This window comes from Dysgonomonas termitidis, from assembly GCF_042654545.1.
Lineage (GTDB): Bacteria > Bacteroidota > Bacteroidia > Bacteroidales > Dysgonomonadaceae > Dysgonomonas > Dysgonomonas termitidis.
The window spans coordinates 1-23,830 of record NZ_JBHSGN010000163.1; the positions used below are offsets into that span (position 1 = coordinate 1).

General features: G+C 39.0%; 16 protein-coding genes and 1 pseudogene. 1 reads left to right on the forward strand and 16 read right to left on the reverse strand.

The window, feature by feature from the left end; all coding sequences use genetic code 11:
* Window positions 1-651: TraM recognition domain-containing protein (locus tag ACFO6W_RS24805; protein WP_380001589.1), on the forward strand; the 651-nt coding region annotated here is incomplete at its 5' end.
* 186 nt (window positions 652-837) lie between these two features.
* Here the strand turns inward: ACFO6W_RS24805 and ACFO6W_RS24810 are convergent.
* From ACFO6W_RS24810 to ACFO6W_RS24885, 16 genes and pseudogenes are all read right to left on the reverse strand, one after another.
* Window positions 838-1,212, reverse strand: coding sequence for an RteC domain-containing protein (locus ACFO6W_RS24810; protein ID WP_380001591.1), 375 nt, complete (start codon window positions 1,210-1,212; stop codon window positions 838-840).
* A gap of 10 nt (window positions 1,213-1,222) precedes the next feature.
* Entirely contained in the window at window positions 1,223-1,468 is a 246-nt protein-coding gene (locus ACFO6W_RS24815; RefSeq protein WP_380001593.1) for a hypothetical protein, read from the reverse strand.
* A 98-nt stretch (window positions 1,469-1,566) separates the two neighbouring features.
* Complete coding sequence (locus ACFO6W_RS24820; RefSeq protein ID WP_380001595.1) at window positions 1,567-2,880, reverse strand: MFS transporter; 1,314 nt, start codon at window positions 2,878-2,880, stop codon at window positions 1,567-1,569.
* 133 nt (window positions 2,881-3,013) lie between these two features.
* Entirely contained in the window at window positions 3,014-3,910 is an 897-nt protein-coding gene (locus tag ACFO6W_RS24825) for a glycerophosphodiester phosphodiesterase family protein (protein ID WP_380001597.1), read from the reverse strand.
* Between the two features lie 13 nt (window positions 3,911-3,923).
* Window positions 3,924-4,958, reverse strand: coding sequence for an MBL fold metallo-hydrolase (locus tag ACFO6W_RS24830; RefSeq protein ID WP_380001619.1), 1,035 nt, complete (start codon window positions 4,956-4,958; stop codon window positions 3,924-3,926).
* A complete protein-coding gene (locus ACFO6W_RS24835; protein ID WP_380001599.1) occupies window positions 4,958-5,827 on the reverse strand; it encodes a sugar phosphate isomerase/epimerase family protein in 870 nt (289 codons plus the stop codon). Before ACFO6W_RS24835 ends, ACFO6W_RS24830 begins: the two co-directional genes overlap by 1 nt.
* 53 nt (window positions 5,828-5,880) lie before the next feature.
* Window positions 5,881-7,866 (reverse strand): outer membrane protein assembly factor BamB family protein, encoded by a 1,986-nt coding sequence (locus tag ACFO6W_RS24840; protein WP_380001601.1) that lies wholly within the window; start codon window positions 7,864-7,866, stop codon window positions 5,881-5,883.
* An 18-nt stretch (window positions 7,867-7,884) separates the two neighbouring features.
* Window positions 7,885-9,276, reverse strand: a complete 1,392-nt coding sequence (locus tag ACFO6W_RS24845; protein WP_380001603.1) for a RagB/SusD family nutrient uptake outer membrane protein — start codon at window positions 9,274-9,276, stop codon at window positions 7,885-7,887.
* A 15-nt stretch (window positions 9,277-9,291) separates the two neighbouring features.
* Window positions 9,292-12,732, reverse strand: a complete 3,441-nt coding sequence (locus ACFO6W_RS24850; protein WP_380001605.1) for a TonB-dependent receptor — start codon at window positions 12,730-12,732, stop codon at window positions 9,292-9,294.
* Between the two features lie 175 nt (window positions 12,733-12,907).
* Window positions 12,908-13,903, reverse strand: coding sequence for a FecR family protein (locus tag ACFO6W_RS24855; RefSeq protein WP_380001607.1), 996 nt, complete (start codon window positions 13,901-13,903; stop codon window positions 12,908-12,910).
* Window positions 13,904-13,969: 66 nt separating this feature from the next.
* On the reverse strand, window positions 13,970-14,521 hold the full coding sequence (locus ACFO6W_RS24860; RefSeq protein ID WP_380001609.1) for an RNA polymerase sigma-70 factor: 552 nt from the start codon (window positions 14,519-14,521) through the stop codon (window positions 13,970-13,972).
* A 109-nt stretch (window positions 14,522-14,630) separates the two neighbouring features.
* The gene (locus ACFO6W_RS24865; protein ID WP_380001611.1) at window positions 14,631-19,940 is read right to left on the reverse strand and encodes an N-6 DNA methylase; all 5,310 of its coding nucleotides are present in this window, start codon (window positions 19,938-19,940) and stop codon (window positions 14,631-14,633) included.
* A complete protein-coding gene (locus ACFO6W_RS24870) occupies window positions 19,930-20,367 on the reverse strand; it encodes a DUF1896 family protein (protein WP_380001613.1) in 438 nt (145 codons plus the stop codon). The genes ACFO6W_RS24865 and ACFO6W_RS24870 overlap by 11 nt, the downstream gene beginning before the upstream one ends.
* A gap of 299 nt (window positions 20,368-20,666) precedes the next feature.
* Window positions 20,667-22,775 carry a type IA DNA topoisomerase gene (locus ACFO6W_RS24875; RefSeq protein WP_380001615.1) on the reverse strand — a complete coding sequence of 703 codons (2,109 nt, stop codon included), beginning with the start codon at window positions 22,773-22,775 and terminating at the stop codon, window positions 20,667-20,669.
* Between the two features lie 97 nt (window positions 22,776-22,872).
* A complete protein-coding gene (locus ACFO6W_RS24880; RefSeq protein WP_380001617.1) occupies window positions 22,873-23,574 on the reverse strand; it encodes a DUF3945 domain-containing protein in 702 nt (233 codons plus the stop codon).
* Window positions 23,575-23,685: 111 nt separating this feature from the next.
* Window positions 23,686-23,784 (reverse strand): annotated as a pseudogene (locus ACFO6W_RS24885) (DUF4099 domain-containing protein); the annotation flags it as partial.
* Window positions 23,785-23,830: the final 46 nt, after the last annotated feature.

Genomic DNA, 23,830 nt, shown 5'->3' on the forward strand with positions numbered 1-23,830 from the left:
AACAAAAAGGAGCAACTTAAATCTTCGGTTATCATTGATGAGTTGCCAACTATTTATTTTCGGGGATTGGATAACCTGATTGCAACCGCTCGTAGTAATAAAGTAGCTGTTTGTCTGGGTTTTCAGGATTACAGCCAGTTGAACCGTGACTATGGAGATAAGGAATCTAAGGTTGTACAAAATACGGTTGGAAATATTTTCTCTGGGCAAGTTGTCGGCGAATCGGCAAAAACGTTGTCGGATCGTTTTGGAAAAGTCTTACAAAAACGCCAATCTATGACTATCAATAGGCAGGATAAATCAACATCAATCAGTACACAATTGGATAGTCTTATTCCTGTCAGCAAGATATCGAATCTTACACAAGGTATGTTCGTGGGTGCTGTATCTGATAATTTTGATGAACGGATTGAACAAAAGATTTTCCATGCTGAAATTGTGGTAGACAACGCGAAAGTGGCTGCTGAAAGTAAGGCTTACAAGAAAATTCCTGTTTTAACCAACTTTATAGGTGTGGATGGTGTTGATATGATGGAGTCTGAGATTAAGAGAAATTATACTCAGATTAAAGCAGATATTGGGCAAACTGTTAAGGATGAGTTGGAACGAATAAGTAATGATGAGAATCTAAAGCACCTGATTAAAGGATAATGATAATAAAATAAAGCGTGGATAGCATTATTTCCGGGAATAGAGGCACTGGTATACCTAACGAACAGGAATAATGATCCACGCTTTGTACGCATGAACATTGTTTCCTTTTCTTTTGTTCGTGAATCTAAAATTACCAGTTTCCTATTCTACCCAAAGAAAATGAATACAATAATCTATATTTTTCTACTTATCTTTTCCTCTTATTTTCTTCTTTTTGAAAATACCGTTATCCATATTATCCATTCGTTGATTGAGCTTTTCAATCATTTCATCAAGAAAGAGGGTTCGGCTTCCTACTCGTCGTCGGATAGCTCTGAATGTATCGTAACAATCTTTTACTTCAAATGAAAAAATAATACACAGTTGCTCTATAGCATCAATCAAATCAACATCCCCGTCATTTAGCCGTTTCGTTTCAATAGTCCCATTAACTAATTCTACAAAATCGGCTACTGTTCCGGTCCATTTGAGATTTGTTCTTTCAGGTGCCCATTTCTTAGGCTCTGACAGCTCATTTTGCAACTTCCATTGAATAATCTGTTGCTCAGTTTCAATCAAAGAGATTGCTTTAAATACAAACTTCAAGACATTTTTTTTCCTTCCTGTCAATTGAGTAGTCCCGTATTCCGACAAGTTCCAAACGCACAAAACTCAAATTGTAGTAGAGTTTTGTAGTGTCTATCTCACTTTGTAGTTTTTCCAAAAGTGTCACTGCAAATTCTTCATAGGCTGATTCTAATTTAGTTAATACTTCTTTCTCTTTTGAGGTGTCCGTCAATAACAGAAATAACCTCGAACTCATTAATTGTTTCATAATTTTGAATATTAAATTAATAATTGGGCAGTCTTTTAAATTCAACTGCCCAGAATTGATTATTATTCATTAATCATGTAGAACAATTCATAATAGATTTAACTCTTCTTTTTCGCCCTCCACAACATAGTACAGAATAAAACCGACAAGGCTGCCGCTCCGATCCAGAAGTATCGTATAGAAGAAAAATCATATACGGCAATGCCATCTATCATTGTTTTACTGTCGCCGATCAATTGTCCACTCATAATGTCCTGAAGTCCTGCCCCCAGATAACTGGCAATACCTACAACCCCTAAAGCTGCACCCGATGCTCTTTTAGGAGCTATATCTGTAGCCATCAAACCACCCAGGTAACAAATTAATACACCAATTGATAATCCGAACAAGATCATACTGGCAATATCTATATAATAATATCCTTCCGGTACAAGGACAAAAAGTGCGATAGCTATAGCATTACAAATCCCGAAGATAACAGCCGGAACTACACGGTTACTTTTAAATAGCTTATCAGACAGGAATCCGGAAAGAACTGTTCCCACAATACCGCAAACCGCAGAAACAGCAACAATACTACTTGCTTCAATAGAACTATATGCCTTTTGATTTTCAAGGAAAAATATACCCCAGCTATTAATAGCGTATCGGCTCACATACATACAGGCGCTTGATAAAGCAAGAATCCATATATAGGGGTTCTTTAAAACTTCAAGTTGTGCTTTTCCAGCTGACTTCTCTTGTTCTTTAGTAGGCATAACAGAAGGTAATCCCTGACTGGTTGGACTGTCTTTCATAAAAATCAAGATAACTGCAGCTCCTATCAGACCGGCAATACCTGCCGCACCAAATCCATAACGCCATCCGGCTATACTTACAATAAATGCAGTTGCTATAAATGTGATGGCTTCTCCAATATTATGGCTGGCACTCCAGAATCCATAATAAGAACCACGTTCTTTATCCGTGAACCAACGGGACAACCCGACCACACTGGATGGTGCTCCCATACTTTGTACCCATCCATTGATACCCCATAAAATGACAAACACCCAGAATGTATGGCTCATTCCCAAGAAGATATTTACAAGAGAAGATATAATAAGCCCTACTGCCATAAACCGGGTAATATTCACCCTGTCTCCCAGAAAACCGTTCACAAATTTCCCCACTGCATAGGTAAAGAACAAAGCCGAACCAACAATACCAAGTTGCTGTTCAGTCAGTATTCCATCATCAACCAAAGGTTTCTTTACAACATTCAAACTCATACGGCATACATAGTATAGCCCGTAACCTAGTGTTGCTGATATAAAGAATGACCATTGCAACTTTTTTAGTTTCTTATTATCTTCTTCAATCACTTCCTTATCGGGTAGTGGGGAGAAGAAACGTGCTATTTTCTTTATCATGGAATTGTTAATTTTTAAAGTTTAAAAATAAGAGAGGAGGAGACCGAATACTTTTAAAGTATCCGGTCAGAGTAGTACAGCCCCTCTCTGTTGGCTCAGACTATACCTACCTTAAAAACCTATAACCAATTGATTAGTCGTGTAGCCCTTTTGCTTTTAAATAGTCTATCAGGTAAGCGGGACGGTCTGTTTGAATGATTCGGGCATTTAACATATCAATCAAGTATCCATAAGCACCGTCTTTATCATCAAGTGCCATATCGTCATCATGACCTCCACACAGGGTATCCCATAAAGTATTATACCATATCAGGGCTTTCCCATTCAAATAAATCGCCATTTCTATTGGAAGAGTATTGGAGTCGTCTGCATAAACAAGTTCAAACGCAACAGGGTTAAAATCTTCAACAAACATCTTTATTTGTTCAGCCGCACCATCTTTATCCAAATTTACCACAGGCATATAAATGACATTTTCCAAATATTTTCCGAATTTTTCTTTGACCTCTTCCGGTGTTTGGCTTCCCTTCATTATAATCTGTTGGGTAGTCCCAGTCTTTTCCATCAGTTCGTAAATCTCATCAAAGAAACGGTCGGCTTTATCCAAATTCAGCATAATTTTTCCTTTGGCATGAAGTAAAGCTTCCTCCAGTGTCGGAATATTCTCTTTGGTTTTAATGGCACATCCATTTTTTAATTTTAGTGTACGAATAGAATCGAGAGTCCATTCTGTCACAAGACCTTTACCTGTTGTAGTACGATCCAAAGCTTTGTCGTGCATTAGAATAATATGTCCGTCTTTTGTTCGTTGCACATCTATTTCTACAATATTGACTCCCATCTTTATGGCATTATCAATAGCAGCCAGAGAGTTTTCCGGTGCAAACCGCCAGTCTCCACGATGGGCTACAACGATGACAGAGCTTTGATCCCTGTTTAATAATTTATTTCTTATCTCTGTGGCACGATCTTGTGCTGTAAGAAGTTGCAATACACACAGGAATAGCAATAATATATTTAATCTTTTCATTATAAATCCTTTCTTAGTTTAACTTACCGTTTTTCCAGATCAGCTTTTCTCCCCAAAATGGAATGATTGTATTATCACAGTTTATGTCTGAAGCTCTTTTCAAACCGAGCTCAAATGACCAGCGTGACTCATCAACTCCGGCGTGGGACAATTCGAGTATATGAGAAAGGATAACATATTTAGGTGTAACCTTTTTTCCTATGATGTTATTTTCTGTCTTAGCATTCGGTGCATAACGGGCTATAAAAATATCGACTGGTTTTGCGATTCGGTATTGATCCTCTTTATAATTGGAATCACCCACATGCATTAAAATTAAATCTCCGCCATCACTACCACAATCAATCTGGAATGTTGTTACAAAGTTTTTGAGAGCTGACTCATTATGATTAGTCAAATTTATCGTTACTGTAAAATCTCCTATAATAAATAACTTGAAATCATCCTTTGTCGTATACTGGTAATTCGCATTTTTCAGATAGTTGGAAATAACAGGCTTGTTATTAGCGAACATTTTATTTATCAGGTCAGTGTTGTAATGATCTGCATGATTATGTGTTATACAGAGGAAATCAAGATAAGGCTCTAGTTTCTCCGCATAGCGATGGCAGATATCAACGGCGAAACACCCTTTTGGAGTTTTTACAATATAGCCCATATTATAAAGGTTCCACATGACTGTAGTTCCATTTTCAACCTGTGTTGATTTTACTTCTTCCAATATCCGGTCAAATGCTGCCCGGTAACAAGTTAGAGCCGGAGTATATTTCTCTGTATTCTCAGCCGCAGCATCCAAGCTTTTCAGGTAATTATTGAAGTAAGTGCTGGAACATTCGTCTGCATATCCTTGGATAGCATCAAATGCTTCCTGTCTTTTAGTATTGTGGTTCAAACTGGAGGTACCCCACAGTTTTTCCATTACTTCCTTCGCGTCATTCGCCGAGGGTGTTGGTGTAGGTTCCGGAGCCGGGGCATCATCACCTGAACATCCTGTAAAGAATACAATCGATATCAGAAGTATCAATAGATATAAAAACTTATTATTCATCATTCATCCTTTTTTAATAATTCAAAACTATTGGCAAGTTGTTTTGCTGTCGCGCGCACTCCATCCTTGCTTTTCAATGCTTCATACATATAAATGCCCTTATAGCCTTTATCTCTAATGATGTCAAGTAATTCACACCAAGGGATTGTTCCATCTCCGGGTATCCAATGGCTTTCATTTACTCCGTCGTAGTCAGATATATGCAGGGTTCCGATACGATGTCCTGCTATTTTTGCAAAATGGATAGGCGTGCCCGTCAGATAATGGTTGGTATCAAAACAAATTCCGACTTCCGGATAATCAGCAATGATGCGTAATAATTCTTCAGGAGTATTACCCAAACAAGTCCGTGGCAGGTTTTCAACGCACAATTGTGCCTCGATTTCTTCTGCATACTTTCGTAAAAAGCCAATAGATTCGATGGCATTACTAATCCTTTGTTCACGAATACTGTCATCGATTGGTTCGGAGCTTGAGTGCAATACCAGTTTAGAAGGATTAAATATGGCGGATGCTTTTATCATCCGGGCAATAATATCCACACTCCTTTTTCTGGCTTCATCGTCGATAACAGATATGTCCAGCGTCCGGGAAAATGGAAGATGAATGGACCAGACTTTCATTCCGGCACTATCGATTTTAGCTTTCAATGCATTTATTCGAGGAATTACCTCATCTTCCGATACATTACGGTAATACTGGTTTAAAGCCACTTCTACATACTCGATACCATTTTCTTTGGCATCTGCGAAGTCTGCAGTTATTGGTTTTTCCCATAGGGCTGTTGTTGTCCCCATTTGCATATTCTGAGCAATAACCGAGAAGGAAAGCCCTATAAAAAGGCATCCCAGTATCAATATTTTTCTCATAAGTCAAGAGATATTTAGGTGGGGAGTAATTTCATCCCCACCAAATAATTTATTTATTTGCGGTTAGTACCGTAAATATCACCACCACGTACACTCCAGGAAGAAGTTTCAGGGCCTGCTTCAATAGGAATGGCTAACAGTGACCCTATATTATCTGAACCTATCGTACCCATATAAAGTCGTTTATCCGGCCCTATACTTGCTGTAGCCATAAATTGCTGAGCACTTTCATATTCGAAGACTATATCTCCGGTTGCTGTATTCAAGCCATAAACCATGTATGAACTTCCAACCTTACCTTGTGTAGCACAATATATTTTACCGTTATCGGCTAAAACGGCTCCACAATAGGTTAGGGCTGCACCCAGACTTTTCCCCCACTTCAGCGTTCCGTTAGAATTCACAGCATAAACCTTTTTACCTCCTTTGTCGCTGAAATAGATCGTACCGTCAAGTCCTACTATCGGGAAATATGCATCACCGCCTCCGCCATTTGCATAGGTCCACCTGATATTTCCAGTAGCCATATCGATAGCAGAAAGACCTGCGCTTCCTTTTTGTGTAGCATACAAAGTTGTACCAGATGCATCCATTGCAAATGACCCACGCTCGGTAACATTTACCGTAGCCGAAGTTTTCCATAACTCTGTACCGGATGCATTGAATTTATAGATAGCCGAATTAGTGCCTGCAAATACATTGTTTGAAGCATCTACTACTATAGCACTGGAAGTACCTCCTGTTGTCTTGTTCCAACTAACTGAACCTGTTGAAGCATTAATAGCATATAATGTTCCTGCATTTGTTGCACAATACAATGTACCATCAGACGAAAGGGCGGGGAATGCTCCCATCGCTCCATCAACAACATAAGTCCATTTTTTTGTTCCGTCTGGATTAATTGCATACACTGTATTATCTTTTTCTCCACAAGTATAAACTGTACCATCTTCACCTACTAAAGCACCTCCTCCATAAGTAAGTGTAGATATCTGATACACCCATTTAACTTTTCCTTTTATCACATCAATGGCAAACAAGTGTCCATTTGGCGAGGAAGTAGGAATATAAGCTGTTCTGCCATCGGGAGAAAAGACAGGATTAGATACTTTTACATATCCTGATAATCCATTATAATTAAGATCCATAATTGACCACGCGTAATTGGAAACTTCCATAACAATACTTCCACTTTCAGATGTACCATCCTCATAAATTACTGTGATTCCTACAGTATAATTCCCTATTACGGGATATGAATGAGTCGGTTCCTTTTCGGTTGAAGTATTACCATCTCCAAAATTCCAACTTACAGATTGTACCGTTCCCATTGTGAAATACATGTCATTATATTCGAATGTACAAGGTTCGTTTAATGTCAAAGCATTGCTTGCAACAATAATCGGATATACTTGTCCCGGAGTAGCTTTGGTTGATATAGCATCTGATGTTCCGTTCGGATAAACACATATCAATGAGAATTCATACTCAGTGTCGTTGGTCAGACCCTCAACCACATAAGATTCATGGTCTCTATCAATGATAATAGGATCGTTTATAGAAGATACCAGCAATTTATATTCAGTAAAGTTATCAACGTCTGGTTTTGTCCATTTCAACCTTATTTTTTCGTCTCCGGCAGCGGCAATCAGATTGGTAGCCGGAATCCTTGTAGAAACAGGCTGTACTGTTGCTAATATCTTTCCGCCTTTTCTTCCATCGGAATATACCGGTTGTACGGAGAACGTATATTTCCCCCCATTTACCAGTTCTGTAATAGTGGCGGTCATTGTATTTCCATCGACACTCAGATCACCACCTTTAAGGCTCAAAGGGTTTACAGTCCAGGACACATAATATCCGCTTGGATTGGAGCCTTCCAAGGCTTCCCAACTCAAGCTAACTTCTTCATCCCCGGCTATGGCTTTCAGGTTGGATGCTTCATAGGTATTAAAATTGGCATTTGGAATGTCTTCATCGTTACAAGCTGAAAATAATAGGATAGAAGCTATAAATATGCTATATATAATATTTTTCATTTTCTGTTAGTTTTAAGATTAATATCCCTCGTTCTGCCAGAGAATTGATTTATTGCCGATTTTTTCAATCTCTTTCTGTGGAATCGGATAAACCAGTTGATAATCATTCACTGTATGGCCTACGGCAGCCATTATCTCTTTGGCATAACCCATACGAACCAGATCGAACCAGCGGTGTCCTTCGAAAGGAAATTCCCGTTGCCTTTCTTCAAGGATTGCTTTACGGAAAGCGTCTTTATTGGGTATAGTAGCAATGTCCAAAGCATTAAGTTCTGCGCGTTCACGCACTTCGGTGATTGCGGCCATTGCAGGTGATGTTTGTGAGTTACTATATGAAATCTCATTCAAAGCCTCAGCATACATTAACAACACATCAGCATAACGAAGAAGGATAAAATCATTTCCATATTGTGTTGGGTAAGTAGCATCCGGAGTGTCATAATATTTCATGGGTACATATGCATTTCCGGATTTGGTGAGTGTTATCAGATCCTTGCGTAAATCTGCCTGGTCAGTATAGGCAGCAAGTAGCTGAGGTGTTTGATAGTCATTTGATGTAGCGCTGGTTTGAAACCAAAGCCCATGCCCTTCACTGACAATAGATTTATTAAAACGAATAGCAAAAATAATTTCGTTGTTCATCTTATTATTCACATCAAAGATATCGGCAGGATTTTTCAGTAGGGAATATTTTCCGATGACTGGTTCCAGCACATCCTTTGTCTCTGCCCATTTGCGGAATGTCAGGTAAACTTTACCCAGTAAAGCTCTTGCAGCCCCCAGTGTTGCCCGTCCAAGATCATCTTTTGAATATGCTTCCGGAAGCATATTGTTATCGATAATATATTTCAGATCTCCAGCAATATAATCATACATTTCCTGGTCAGTACTACGTAGTATTGTTAGCGATTCCGAAACGGTAACAACTTTACGAGTAGTAGGAACACCACCCCATAGGCGATACATATTAAAGTAATTGTATGCCCTTAGAAACATAGCTTCCGCTTTATATTGATCTTTCAGTGTTGCGTCAAAATCAGCATCATCAATCTGATCTAAAATTAAGTTACATCTGTAAACGCCGTTACTGAAAATACCCCATACGGACTGAAGTGTTCCATTAGCTGAATTTTCCTTGAATTGGTCGATATCATAGCGGTCCTGTTGACCTGTTGTTGGTGCAGTATATTGGGCATTATCGCTACGAAATTCCACACACTCCAAGTAGTAAGAAAAATGTTCCTGATATTTTCCATAACATCCTATAACCGCAAGGTTATAATCGGATGCTGTCTTATATATTTTATCGGCAGTAACCTTATCGCTTGGTTCCAAGTCGAAAAAGCTGTCGGCACAGGATGTTGCGAATAATAAGGCTGATAAAGCGAATATTAATTTATATTTTTTCATAATATACTTTTATTTTTAGAAAGTAATATTTAATCCGAATGTAAAAGTCTTAGCTAACGGGTAGGTTCCGTAATCTTCTCCGGGTGTTAATGTAGCCTTATCTCCGTCATGGCGTAAGCTTACTTCAGGATTATAGCCGGAGTAATTAGTCCAGGTATATAAATTTTGTCCTGATACGTAGGTTCTTAATTTCTGGATATGGAAACGTTGTGTCCATTTACTTGGTAAAGTATAACCCAAGGAAAGATTCTGCAACCGCAGGTATGAACCGTCTTCAACATGCCATGTCGATGTACGCCCGTTATTACCTTTAGTCTTACGGTTGGCACGGTTTACCTGTCCATTGCCTGGATCATCCTCACTTCTCCAACGGTCCAATGCGATAGTTGTTCCGTTTACATTCCCTTCCATATTGTCGATATAGCGTTTATTCAGATTCAGTATTTCGTTACCGTAAACCCCTTGAAAATTAAAGCCCAGATCGAAATCTTTAAAAGTAACTGTTCCTCCGAAACCGTAAGTAAAGTCCGGCATATAATTACCGACAACAGCACGGTCTTTATTAGTGTCGAGGACACCGTCTCCATCCACATCTACAAAACGGAAATCACCAACTTGTGTGTCTGCGAAATGAGGGTACTGTTTCAGTTGTTCTTCATTCTCGAAAATACCATCCTGTACTAAAAGATAATAAGACCCGATTGGCTTGCCTACTTCTGTAATGTAATAGGCATGTTCCACACTTCCGGAATTAATCATTTGTGTTTGTCCATTTGCTAACTCTACTACCTTATTCCGGTTCGTAGAAAAATTGGCATTGAATGAATATTTCAGGTCTTTGGTAATGTTTTTCTGAGATGTCAATTGTATTTCCCATCCCCGGTTATTTACCTTACCAACATTCATTAAGGTTGAAGAATATCCCGTAATTAGAGGAACATCAACATTAAGTAACATGTCAGAGGTGTTACTGTTATAGAATTCAACGGATAAGCCAAGTAATCCTTTAAACATCTGAATATCTAAACCGACATTAACCATAGCAGTTTTTTCCCAGGTCAGGTCATCATTCTTAATTTTTTCCGGTTTATATCCGAATGTCTGTTTACCACCATCGGCTCCCAGTATATAGTAATCTTTTGCGAAAGTTGACAAACGTTCATAATTGCCGATCTGGAAGTTTCCGGTTACCCCGTAGCTTGTTCTCAGCTTTATATCATCCACAAAATTCAAAGCCTTGGTTTCTTTGAAAAAACTTTCATCACTTATACGCCATGCAGCGGAGGCTGAAGGGAAGTATCCCCAACGGTTATTGGCACCAAAGCGCGAAGAACCGTCTGCACGGATAGCAGCGGATGCCATATAACGACCTTGATAGCTGTATTGTGCACGGGCAAGATAAGAGGCCAATGTCCATTCTGTGATTTCGGAAGTTCCCTTGGAAACCACACCTCCCGTTATTGTTTCGATATGGTCGTTAGGATAGTCAGTAGCTTCCACATAATTCTTCTTCAACCTGTCTTTCTGAGCCGATTGAACCAAAACAGCATTAATGTTATGACTGTCATTTATTGTAGTATTATAGTTTAGTTGGTTTTCTACAAGCCAGTTGAAATAGAAAGAAGAAGAACTAGTACCTACAGGATTGGATGGTTGGTCATAATATTTAAGTCCTACTAATGGAAGGCTAGACTCTCTGTATGTGTCATTGTGTGCACCATAATAATCGCCCCCCAATGAAAGGGTATAGCTTAATCCTTTCATAAATTCATATCCTGCATATACTTTTCCCACCAACACATAACGGTCTACAACATCGGATCGTAATTTGGCTAATGCTACGGGATTCAGTATTTCATTATGTTGGTAGTCCGTTCCTATTCTCCAATAGCCATTCCCCTGATAATTATATGATCCATCTGCATTATATACGGACCATACTGGGGGCATTGCCAAAGCGGATTGAACGATACCACCGGAACCGTAAGAACCACTGGCATTTACCCTATTTGATTTTGAATAGGATGGAGAGAAGTTTACTCCGAATTTGAATTTATCATATTTTCCATCTAGGTTTAAGCGGGTGCTGTATTTCTTAAAATCAGATTCAATAATGATCCCTTCCTGGTCATAATATCCAGCAGATACATAATAACTGATATTCTTTCCTTTGGCAGACAGAGATATGTTATGACTTGTTGTTGCTGCAGTACGGAATATCTCATCCTGCCAGTCTGTATCCGTAAGGCCTTGCTCACCATTCAGGTAAGGAAATAATTCTGTTGGTATCTGATGATAGCTCTGAGGGCGTACACTATTGGGATCGTCTACGGAACCTGTTGGAACCTCAGCAAGATAAGCGGCATTATGACCATCACGTGCAAATTCAGCGAACTGATAAGCATTCATCATCGGAAGCTTCTTCGATACTTTTTGAAAGCCATAAAATCCATCATAGTGTACTGTCAGTTTTTCTGAGCGTCCTTGTTTTGTTGTGATAAGGATAACCCCGTTTGATCCACGGCTACCATAAATGGCAGCAGATGACGCATCTTTAAGAACTTCGATAGATTCTATATCATTGTTATTTAAATTGGCTAGTCCTCTTTCCACAGGCATGCCATCAATTATATACAAAGGCTCATTTCCTGCTGAAATTGTACTTGTACCACGTACACGGATTGATACCGCCCCACCAGGATCACCACTAGGTTGTGTTACCTGTACTCCGGCCATCTTCCCTACAAGAGCCTGGCGCATATCTGATACTGCAACATTCGCTATATCATCAGCTTTTACTTGAGAAATTGAAGTAGATACGTCACGCTTATTCTGAACACCATAACCGACAACGACAACTTCTTTTAATAACTCCGTATTTTCTTGTAAGATAATATCTAGTGACGTTTTATCTCCTAATTTTATTTCCATAGGAGTATAGCCAATATAAGAGATAACTAATGTTGATCCAACAGGAGCTTCAAGAGAAAAGTTTCCGTCAATATCAGTAACGGTTCCTGCTAAAGCATTACCTTTCACAATAACACTTGCTCCTATAATAGGTTCTTCTTTATAGTCTAGGATTGTTCCGGTATATTTCTTTTTAGGGGCTTGTGCCTGTGCTGCTACAATAATAATCCGGTTACCTTGTATTTTATAGGTGGTATTGGTTCCTTTTAACAAGATTACCATTGTTTCCGATAAAGATTTCCCGGAAACATCAGCATTTATCATTTGTTTCACATTAATGACAGATTCGTTATATGCGATTGTCATTTTAGTCTGTTTCTCTACCTCCTCAAAAGCTGATAAAATAGTTTTTTGTCCCGGAGGTAACGTGATTTTTTGATTTTGTGCATTCAGGTTCAGTGAGCCAAACAGTATTATAAAGAGAATAATACATATTCTTGATAAATTAACCCACTGTTTACTTAATGGATAAGTTTTTATTTTCATATTTTTGCATATATGTTTTTCGGTGAATACTTATTTATAATTCTTAAAATGGTATCGTAATAAAGGTTCATCGATTTCAAACCGGGGAGACATGCTTGGTGGCGGCTCTCCGGTTCTTTTTTTCATGGTTAACAATATTTTAGACGGTTAGTATTTCGATTATTTCATAGTGTTATCAGTATATATATAACTTGTTGTTTTCTATTTTGTATTTCAACTGGGGTACAAGGAATTTCAGAACATCCATAAACTCATTAATACTTTCGTCACTCTTGACTTTCATTGTGATTCGTTCATGGTCATATTTATTAGAATTAAGAAATACTTCCATCGCATATTTACGTTCAACAAATTTTATGATCTCATTTATCGTCATGCTTTGGATAACCATATTACCTTCTGTCCAAGCTATGACATTTTCAACCTTTATAGAACTCTTTTCAAATAATCCGGTACTTCGGTTATATGTTACACATTCATCAGGAATAAGAATCACTTGATCCTGATTTATATTTTTAATTTTCACATTTACTTTTCCACTTTCGAGTGTAGTTGATGTCTTTTCACTGTCTGTATAGGCATTTACATTAAAGACTGTTCCCAGCACTTCAATATCCATATCTGTTGTTTTTACTATAAATGGTTTTGTCTCATCTTTAGTAACTGTAAAGTATGCTTCTCCATTCAGAAAAATATCTCTGCTGTCAGAAAATTGTTTCGGATAAATAAGAACACTACCAGAGTTAACCTTAATGACAGAAGAATCGGGTAAGGTAATTGTACGTGTTTCTCCATTGGGAACAATACATTCTACCAATTGAACCTGATTATCAATCTTAACGGAGTCCTTCATGAGATAATAGGTAACGCCAACCGATAATATCGGAAGCATTATGATTGCTGCTATACGGGAAAATCTGCGGATAAGTGGGATGCGTTCCTTACCGGATGTAGGATTTGTCGCTTGTATTGTGGTTAACAATTTATCAAAAGATTTTTCAGTCGATCTGTCAGCCTCAATATTGAGGTTATCCCAGATTTCATTAAACGCAGTCTCTTTCTCTTCTTTATTAGATTCTCTTTTTATCCAGGAAGCAAATACTTTCTTTACTTTTTTAGACTGGTTATTTTGAAAATACTTTTGTATTATTTCATGGATTCTTGTCGACATATTTTTATGCTTTATACATATATGACAGACAAGTCCCTTCTTTGTCCCGACTAGAAGTCAAATTTTTTATAAGAAAAATAAAAATACGAGAGCTAAAATATCCCGAATGTCTTTCAGAGCAAGGCTTAGTTGATTGTTTATTGTTTTTTCGGAAAGGCCCAAAGTTTCTGCAATTTTTCCGTTCTTTATATTCTCAATCCGGCTCATAATATAAATTTTCCGTCTTTGCTCGGGCATTTGGTCAATAGCAATCTGAATTAAAAACTCCAGCTCTTTGGCATTTAATTCTTCTTCAGGAGTGATTGATTCGGATTGATTGCTATAATTAGCAACATATATATCTTCTATATATTTATGTTCCAGATAATTCAATGCTGAATTTTTAGCCATTCTGTATATATACGCATTAAATGAGCGTAGATTGGGTAAATGTTCTTTAGAAGTCCAAACTCTAAAAAATATATCTTGGGATAGGTCTTCTGCTGTTTCTTCTGATTTAATAATATGAGCAATGAAGTACTTTACCTTAGGATAGTATTTCATAAAGATAGAGCGGAAAGCCTCATGATCTCCCGATGCTATTCTTTCAAGGTTATTTAGTTCTTCATTATGTATCATTTAAGCTGCATATTCTACATCTAAGTAAATACAAAATTAAAATTAATTACCATACTATAAAATAATCTTTTGTTAAGAAAATATAGTGTACTAAGTACAACTCAAAATACTATCTTATGCTAAAACCTCTCTTTTTATGCATTGAAATATCTATTTGCTGATTATTGAATTTATTATCAGGTAAAATATTCTCTTTTTTATTTTCTTTATTTTCCAGACTCAGATTAATCTGCCTGCTAAGCGAATCCAGCTGCGATTTCAATTCCTTTAGCTCCGGCTCTTTCTTGAAAACAGCACCCATAACCTCTTTCAATACAGGTAAATCTTTCTCCAGCTTTTGATTATCCGATTGGTATTTATCAATCAGGGCAGGTATCCTGTCTAATGCTTTCAAGAAATTAGTCGATGCCAATAGCGGATCAGTAGCAATATGTCCGTTGTTGTACGAATATTTGATATTGCCCTCTCCCTCAATAAAGAAGCGATTGTCTTTGAATATCGAACCCTCCTTTTGACTTTCTTCGGTTTTGACAAGAATTTTGAAGCCATACAACTCTCCAATCTTGAAGTATTCACCATTGGTTCGCGCATTATCAGCAAGCTGATTAAGCTTGTCGCCAATAACTTTCGGGTCATTGCTACCCAGATTATCCAATCTAATTGGATTGAGTTTATTGCCTTCTTTATCAACCTGTACCTTTTCTTTGAATGAATTTAGGTCTTTATTCATTCTGGCAACCATTTCAGAGTTACTATCTACCGTTCGGGTAATATCTTCAAATTTATAGATGGCAGACGACTTACTCCGATTGAACGCCTGCCGTTCACTTTCCAAAGAAGCTATTTTCTTTTCCAACTTAGCTTTTTCCAACAAATCGGTATTACCAGAAAGGATAGCCACATATTCCGAGAAATTCATGCCCGAACCTTCATCCAAACTACCTTCGTCAATGGTGCGGGTAGCCATATTATTCGTTTTTAACTGATTGATAAATAGCTGTTTATTTTGCAATAGATTAAACTTATAAGAATCAAGACTCTTTTCAACCGCATAGATAATCACGTCTACTTTATTATCAGCATATAATTTGGCGATTTCATTACCTTTTCTGATTGCCCTTCCATCCCTTTGTGAGAGGTCTGACGGTCGCCACGGCGTATCAGCGTGATGAATTGCCACAGCCCTTTGTTGAGCATTTACACCCGTTCCTAACATACTTGTTGAACCAAATAATACACGAATACGTCCTGCGTTCATGGCTTCTATCATGGCCTTTCGGGCATTATCGGTCTTAGCTTCCTGTATAAAGCGTATCTCATGGGCAGGGATACCATGATCTTCAATTAACTTTCTTTTAATCTCACTATATGGATTCCATTCATTGGGTTTATAGGTTCCTAAGTCTGAAAATACGAACTGAGTTCCCTTTTGTGCATTATAGGTTTTATAGTATTCAGCAATCTTAGCTGCACAATGCGATGCTTTGTTATCCACATGGTCGCCGTAGGCTTGGTCTATCATTCGCATATCTAAAGACATCTTTCGAGCATAGTCTGTCGCTATAAGCATTTTTGCTTTTTCTTCCTTTTCGGATAATGGCTCTCTTCCCAAAATTGTAGCATCCCCCGTTTCAGCAAACTTCATTAATTTTCCGATAAATACCTCCTGCTGTGGTGTGGGTGGGATATTGTACAATACCTCATTCTTCTCGGGACGGTCAATTCCAATATCCTTTGCTGTACGATAATCCGTTATCTCCGAATAGAAGGATGCCAGTTCGGGCACTTTGATAAAATAGCGAAAGCGTTCTTTTTGTACGATCTGATTGGTTACCGAAAACTCATAGTCTGTTGTCTTCTTGGCAAAAACAGCCGCCCATGCGTCAAAGGAGTTGATACCCTGCTTTTCCAGTTCTTTTGGTCTTAGATACTTGAAAAGTAGATATAGTTCCGTCAATGAATTTGAAATAGTAGTCCCCGATAGGAATGTTGCTCCTAAATCTTTATCTCTCCTTTCCTGTATGGTACGGATGGCAAAGAGCATATTCATAGCCCGCTGACTTCCTTCGGGATTGCCCAATCCTGCTACACGGTCGTGGCGAGTAGTAAATGCAAGATTCTTGAATTGATGCGATTCATCTACAAACAAATGGTCGATGCCCATCATCTTAAAGTCCACCACATCATCCGTTCTATTTTTAATCGTATCGGCCAGATTATCCAGCTTTACCTCTAAGTTCTGTTTGCGTATTTCCAGGCCTCTGAGCATCCTTCTCGAAATATCCTTGCCTTGCGAACGCAATACTTCGAGATTTTCCTCCACAGACTCCAGTTCCGCCTGAAATATCTGCTGCTGCATTTCGGGAGACTGGGGTATCTTTCCGAACTGGTCGTGGGTTAGAATTACCGCATCCCAAGAGTTGTTTTTTATTTCATTAAAAATCTTTACCCGTTTCTGTGGAGTAAAATCTTCTTTGCCGGGATAGAGTATCTTGGCATTGGGATAGGCTGTTTTGAAGGTAGCTGCTATCTCGTGTACATTGGCTTTGAGTCCGACTATCATCGGTTTATTGGCTTGTCCCAAACGTTTCATTTCGTAGGCAGCACAACAGATAATCAGTGTCTTACCTGCCCCCACCTCATGGTCTCCTATGCCCCCACCGTTCTGCTTGAGCATCCAGACACAGTCCTTTTGCGATTGGTATAAATCGGGAATACCCAAACCTTTCAGATCTAATCCCGGAAAGGTTTGGTGGGATCCGTCATACTGCGGACGTACAAAACAGTTGAACTTTTTATTATACAAATCGGCTAAATTGTTCTTAAATTCGGGAGATTGTTCGTTCAGCCAATCGGTAAAACCATTACGAATTTCATCTATCTTGGTATTTGCCATTTGTATGGCTTGCCCATCAGGTACTTTTACATTTTTGTCTTCTCCCGTCTCAGGATCGGTTACGGTAATTGTTTTGGTAATATTGGGCGTTGTATTCAGCAGAGCGTGTTTGAGAAGATGGATACCTGTATATAACTTACTTTCTCCCTGTACAGCAAACTTCTCGTTAATAATCATATTGCTCCTGTCTGCTTTGACGCTATAGTCATCCCGAGAAGCATAATAATCAATGGTTATGTCTGTCTCAAAGAGTTTGCCTATATATTTTTCATATACATCCGTACCAATCCACCTTTCTCCAAAATTAAAATCCAGTTCTTCATACCTGATCGGTTGCGGAGTAGCTTCCTGCAAGGCTTTTAAGGATGTCTGGGAACGGATATCATCAGGATACTTCAAGACATAGCGTTCTACCAATTCGGATTTTTCGACAACATTGCCTGCAATAAAACGATCCCGGACTTCATAATTCTGTACCAATGGATTGTAAAAGATACGCCCATCCAAATCGTGAATTATTTCCTCTCTGTTCTTGCCTACCAGCAAAGAATCCATATAGTCTAAGCGTACCTCGCCGTATTTATTCAACGAAGCGATCAATGCTTCATCAGAAGTATCTACTACCTTTATCTCGTTGGGATTAAAAGCGACAGGTATGGAAAATATATCGGCTTTTTGCAGTTTGCCTTCTACGGCACGTTCCAAAGAAAGTATCTCCCGACCTCCAACATCCATTTTGATAACATCGAGGTTTCGTTTGTCATTGAGGTTGCCATAACGTTTGACAAAGTTGTCATAGACTATATTCAGATTGCTCCGCAAAGAAGCGTGTTCTGTCAGATGCTCTGCTTCGTGGTTATACAGCGTATGATAAAAATCTCTGATTTCAATATATCTACTAATCTTTGCTTTTTGGTCAAATGCGACATCCAAAGGCTGAAACTCAGCCCCATCTTTATAGCGTTCTTTCAGAAAGCCGACCTGCCCTTGATCTTCGACTAAGGAGCCTTGCTTGTGAAATACAAATAGTTCTCCTGAATAGGGACGAGGGTCTAAACTCGGGCTCGGTTGCTCTATCGGTTTTTGAGTTGTTGTTTGCCTATTGCTGGTGGAAAAAATATTTAGCTGTACAGATTTACCACTTCTAACCGATGCCGGTTTTTTTCTACCTCTGGCCGGTTTTATCTGGCTACGCTCTTCTTGCGAAAAGCCGAAGAGATCATATAGAGATAACACTGGCTCAGAGATATTAACCTCTAATGCCTGATAGCTAACTTTCTCTACTTTTTCTAAAACTTCGGGGTGTTCCGGTAGAGAAATATTGTTTTTTGGCTCTGGTTGCTGCTGCCGATTTGATTGAGTATTACTTATTAAATGTTGTTTGTACAAATCAATATTCAGATTGGCTTTCAGATCACTTTTTAGCATCTGTCCCATATAATCCGCCATTTCAGCCGTACTGCCCTCATAGATGAATACCTGAGCCGGTTTGCCGTAAGGATCGGTGCCGATACTGCTCTTGGTTTGTACCACACGTCCTAAGTTGTAGAAATAATCGTTATTGTAGCTTTCTGTTTCCCGATGCAAGGAACTGGTCACAAATAATTCTTCCCAGAAATTCGGTTTGTCCTTGCCTGTATTTTTCTGTAAGACAATCAGGTCACTGCCGACTTCCGTTCCGGCATAGTTCATAAAAAGGTTATTGGGCAGACGGATCGCTGATACCAGATTCGTATTTTCCATCAGCCATTGGCGGACAGGCTCATTGCTCGGGGAGTTCATCACTCCCTGCGAAGTGATAAAAGCCATTAGGCCGCCTTCCCGTAGAGTATCGACTCCTTTTAGAAAAAAGTAGTTGTGAATGGTGCGGGTAGAATCTTTATGTAATTTACTCTGTTTATTAAAATTAGCATCGAATACACTAATATCCCCAAAGGGGATATTACTCGAAACAATATCGAAATAGTTGTTATATCGATTCTCAATGCTTTCGAAGCCTTCGATATTAACTTTTTCGTTTGGATGAAGATGTGATAGTATCTTTCCGGTCAGCAGGTCTTTTTCAAAAGCGAATTTTTCTGTATTGTTACCACCTATTGCACGGGAGAACTCGCCCATACCTGCCGATGGATCAAGAAAACGATTAATGTTTATACCTGTTTCTTGGACAGCATTGCCTATTACCTCTACTATTTCGGGTGGAGTATAGAAAGCGGTCAGCACCGAGTTCTTGATGCTATTGAAGTAGGCTTTGTATTCCTTATCCGATTCTGTATTGTCCCGGATAACCTGATGCAGTTCGACCACCATCGGGAATAAGTCGAGTTCGGATTTAGCCCAATATTGTGTATCGGTCAAGGAATTTGCCGGATTTAGTACACACTTCAATCCTCCGAATCCCGAGTAGCCTTGCATAACTAATCGCTCGTCATCGGTAGCTGCCCTTTGCTCCCTTTCGAGAGTAAGGACAGTACGGATGGCTTCAATATTGGCCCGAAGATGTATCTTTTTGTTATAACTCATTTTCTTCCAGCCATAGGTCAATACATCCGGTCAGCTCAGTATAGAGACTATTGTACTCGGGAGAATACATAAATTCATCGAAGAGAATGTATTGTGAGAAAACGGTTTCACATTCGGGCAAAAGTTTTTTTGCATAGTCTGCTGCTTCACTTTGAGATATAATATCGGCAAACTCGTTCCACAACACATGAACAATCATATCATGTCGCGAGAAGAGCAATCCCCGAAAGAGAGTTAGGTTTGCCAGTTCCTCAGCTTCAGTATGGGATAATCCATCTCTAATGGCTTCAGCATATGCTTCTGCTGCTTCATCGGCTCTATTTTTGATAAAATCATCATCGATAGCTAATGTCGGATGGCTTTCTTTCAGAAATGACAATAGACTTAATCTGTAATAGGATAGTTCCATTGGCTTATTTTGTTTCATATTTGCTTTTTGTTGATTGTTTTAAAAAAAGGTCTGCGACCTTCGGAATATTCAATTTCATTAGTCATTTTACATATACTACGCTCCTGTGATTGTTAATTCTCGCAATGGCATAGCCAAAATATATTTTTGTCTCTGTACATTGCTTAACGAAAATGTTCCCTACCTTTGTTTCACTTCAATTTATTCATAAGCGTTTTTTTCGTATGATGTCGAGAGACATAGCGGGTTAAACTTGGATAAGTTGGATAATTAGTGAGGTGCTTGGGAGGGATACCCAAGCACCGTTTGCTTTAGGTCTATTTCTTTTTGAATTTGCTCCCTTTGGTACTATTGTCAAATATAAACTGAAGTTTGTACTCCTTATCAAGAGACAATGAGGCTTCAAACTCTTTCCCTGCTTTACTTTTGAAACCTTTGAATGGTCCCATCTTATTCATTTTGAATAATTCGGTAAGTTGAGTATCTGTCAAATTTTTTCCCGATTTATTTCGGAAGCAGATAAAATCACAGTTTTCGTCAGTACATCTTGCAACCATCGGATAGAAACGTATCTTACCCTCTTTACACTTGGGACAACATACATCCGATTGTTTTTCCCGAAATACAATATTCGATGACATAAGTTCCGCTGTTACCTGAGTAACATAAACTCCGATACTTTTGGAAAACGTACCTGCATCAAACCCTCCAGTCTCTATTTTGCCAAGTGTTTCTTCCCACATACCCGTCATCTCCACATCGGCTATTCGCATTGATTTTACAATGCCGTATATTGCCAATCCTTTTTCAATTGGCACAAGAGTTTTCTCTTTGCGGATAATATACCCTCGTGAAATCAGAGTCTCGATAATCGCTGCACGGGTAGCTGGCGTACCCAATCCGCAACTTTTCATAGCTTTACGTTGAGCGTCGTTATCGAGTTCCTTTCCGGCATTTTCCATTGCTGTCAATAATGAACTTTCGGTATATAAAGGTTTCGGCTTGGTTTGCTTTTCTACCAACGTAGTTGCCATAGCTTCGATGGTTTCTCCTTCTGTAAAAGACGGGAGGCGAACGGCAGAGGATTCTTCACTTCCCTTTTGAGCTTCTTCTGAAAGGACAGCCCGCCATCCCGCTGAAATAATAATCGAGCCTTTGGCTTCAAATTCCAGTTCGTTGGAAACAAATACAATTTTGACCTGCTCTTTGCTGCATTTCGGAGAGATAGCTTCCAACATACGTCCGGCAATCAGGTCATAAACCTTTCGTTCGTCTTTCACTATGTCATGTGCGTAGTTCTCAGTAACAAGCAGGGCATGATGATCGGTTACTTTCTTGTCGTTAACAGCTTGTTTATTTAGTTTCTTCTTCTGCAAGTCCGTCACATGGTTCACAAATAAGGGATGTATTTTCAGACATCGTAATAGTTCGAGCATCTGTTCAAATATATCTTCGGAAATATATTTGCTGCCTGTACGTGGATAGGTAATCAATTTTTTCTCATAAAGGGTTTGTGCCAGACTCAGCGTTTTATCTGCCGAAAAGCCATACAACTGATTCGCTTTCTTTTGTAGGCCTGTCAGATCGAAGAATAAGGGAGCCTCTTCCGATACATTCTTGCGTTCAACAAACTTTACTTCGATTGTAGGCTGTTTCTTCAACAACTCATAGCATTGCTCGGCATTCTCCTTAGTATTAAATTTCTCTTTTGAGAAGGCTTTGAACGAAATATCGTCTTTATTGATACCTAATGCCAATTGCCAATAGAGCTGAGGAACAAATTGCTTATTTTCTTTGTATCGGGAGCAGATCATAGATAATGTAGGAGTTTGTACTCTACCCAATGAATAAATACCTTCTCCGGCACTAATACTCAATGCCTGACTGGCATTAATACCCACGAGCCAGTCCGCTTCGCTGCGTACTTTTGCTGCTTTGTATAGGTCGTCATACGCTGTTCCATCCTTCAAATTTTTCAACCCCTCTCGGATAGCTTTTTCCGTCAGCGAACTGATCCATAGTCGTTGGAACGGTTTACTGCATTCCAGATAATTGTAGATGTAGCGAAAGATAAGTTCCCCTTCCCTACCTGCATCGGTAGCAACAATAATTTTGTCGCAACTATCGAATACATTTTTTACTACTTTGAGTTGCTTCAATGCTCCGGGATCAGCTTTATATCCTTTTTCTCCCTTTACCTGTCGGGGTTGTAGTGTGAATATTTCGGGAATAATAGGTAAATTTTCTCTTTTAAACCCATTGAATCCATAGTCTTCGGGCATAGATAGTCCGACAAGATGCCCGAATGCCCATGTTACAAGATATCCGTTACCATACAGGTATCCGTCTTTTTTATCGGTAGCTCCTACGATAGATGCTATCTCTCTGGCTACACTTGGCTTTTCTGCTATAATTGCTATATTCATAGTTATTTTGGATAATTAGTGAGGTCTGATAGACCGTTTTGTTTTACATAGTCTACGAAAACAAGTAGACCGTTGTTAATAAAGGAGTTTGCAACCCTTACATTTTTCGACCTTTGGATTTTTGAGGTTGCTGTTCCTTCTTTTCCTCCTGTTTCTCTTTTTGTTTTTCGGTAGGCTGTGTTTGACCTTGCTTAAGAGGCTCTTTGACATCTTTGGTGGCTTCATTAGTCTTCCCCTCCGAATTGACAGCTACCTGTGTTTTGGCAGCATTGTCGGGAGTTACTTCTGCTCCTTGCTTTTTCGCCTTATCAGGATTCCATTTGAAGAAGTCCAGTTTTTCTTTTTCTGTATTCACTTTGATGTAAGCATTGAAAGGTTCTCCTTTCTTATCGGTCATACCTGTCACATAGATCGTTTTATTCTCTTTCAGATCTTTTTGCTGTTGTTCGGAGAGTTCTGCTCCCAATAACTTAGTTGGGATATGGAATTTCTTTTCCTGCGATTGAGATTGATCTTGTTTGCTCGTATTCAATTGTTGTTGCTCTTTCGATAGCTTATTGGCATTATCGAACTTGAACTCCAGCCCTCTGCGATCGGCATCGATCTGTACAGTAGCATTGAAAGGCTTGTCGTTCTTGGATATCATGCCCTCCAGATAGACGCCTTTTCCCTCTGCCAAATCTTTCTTTTGTCCATCGTTGAGAGTAACGCCTTTTATCTCATTGGGTATTTTGATTTTATCGGCTCTGACAGCTACCAGTTCGTTAGTCAACTTATCAATAGATACGAATGCCATCATCTTTTGGTCTTTGACAGGTTCGATCTCTACCAATCGTCCGGCATGACCTGTCTGGCGGAGGTTTTGTTTGTCATCTTCAGATAGACGTGTTCCGTAAAATGGACGATCTAATTCCGGTTCTTTGCGTAAGGCATGAATGGCTAAAGCGATATTCCCTTCGGCAGTTTCACGCAGAGATAGGCGGGCATCGGTACGGATTGGAAAATCCAGTGAGCGTTGCCCCCTCGTGCCAGTCTAAATTGACCCCATGTACCAA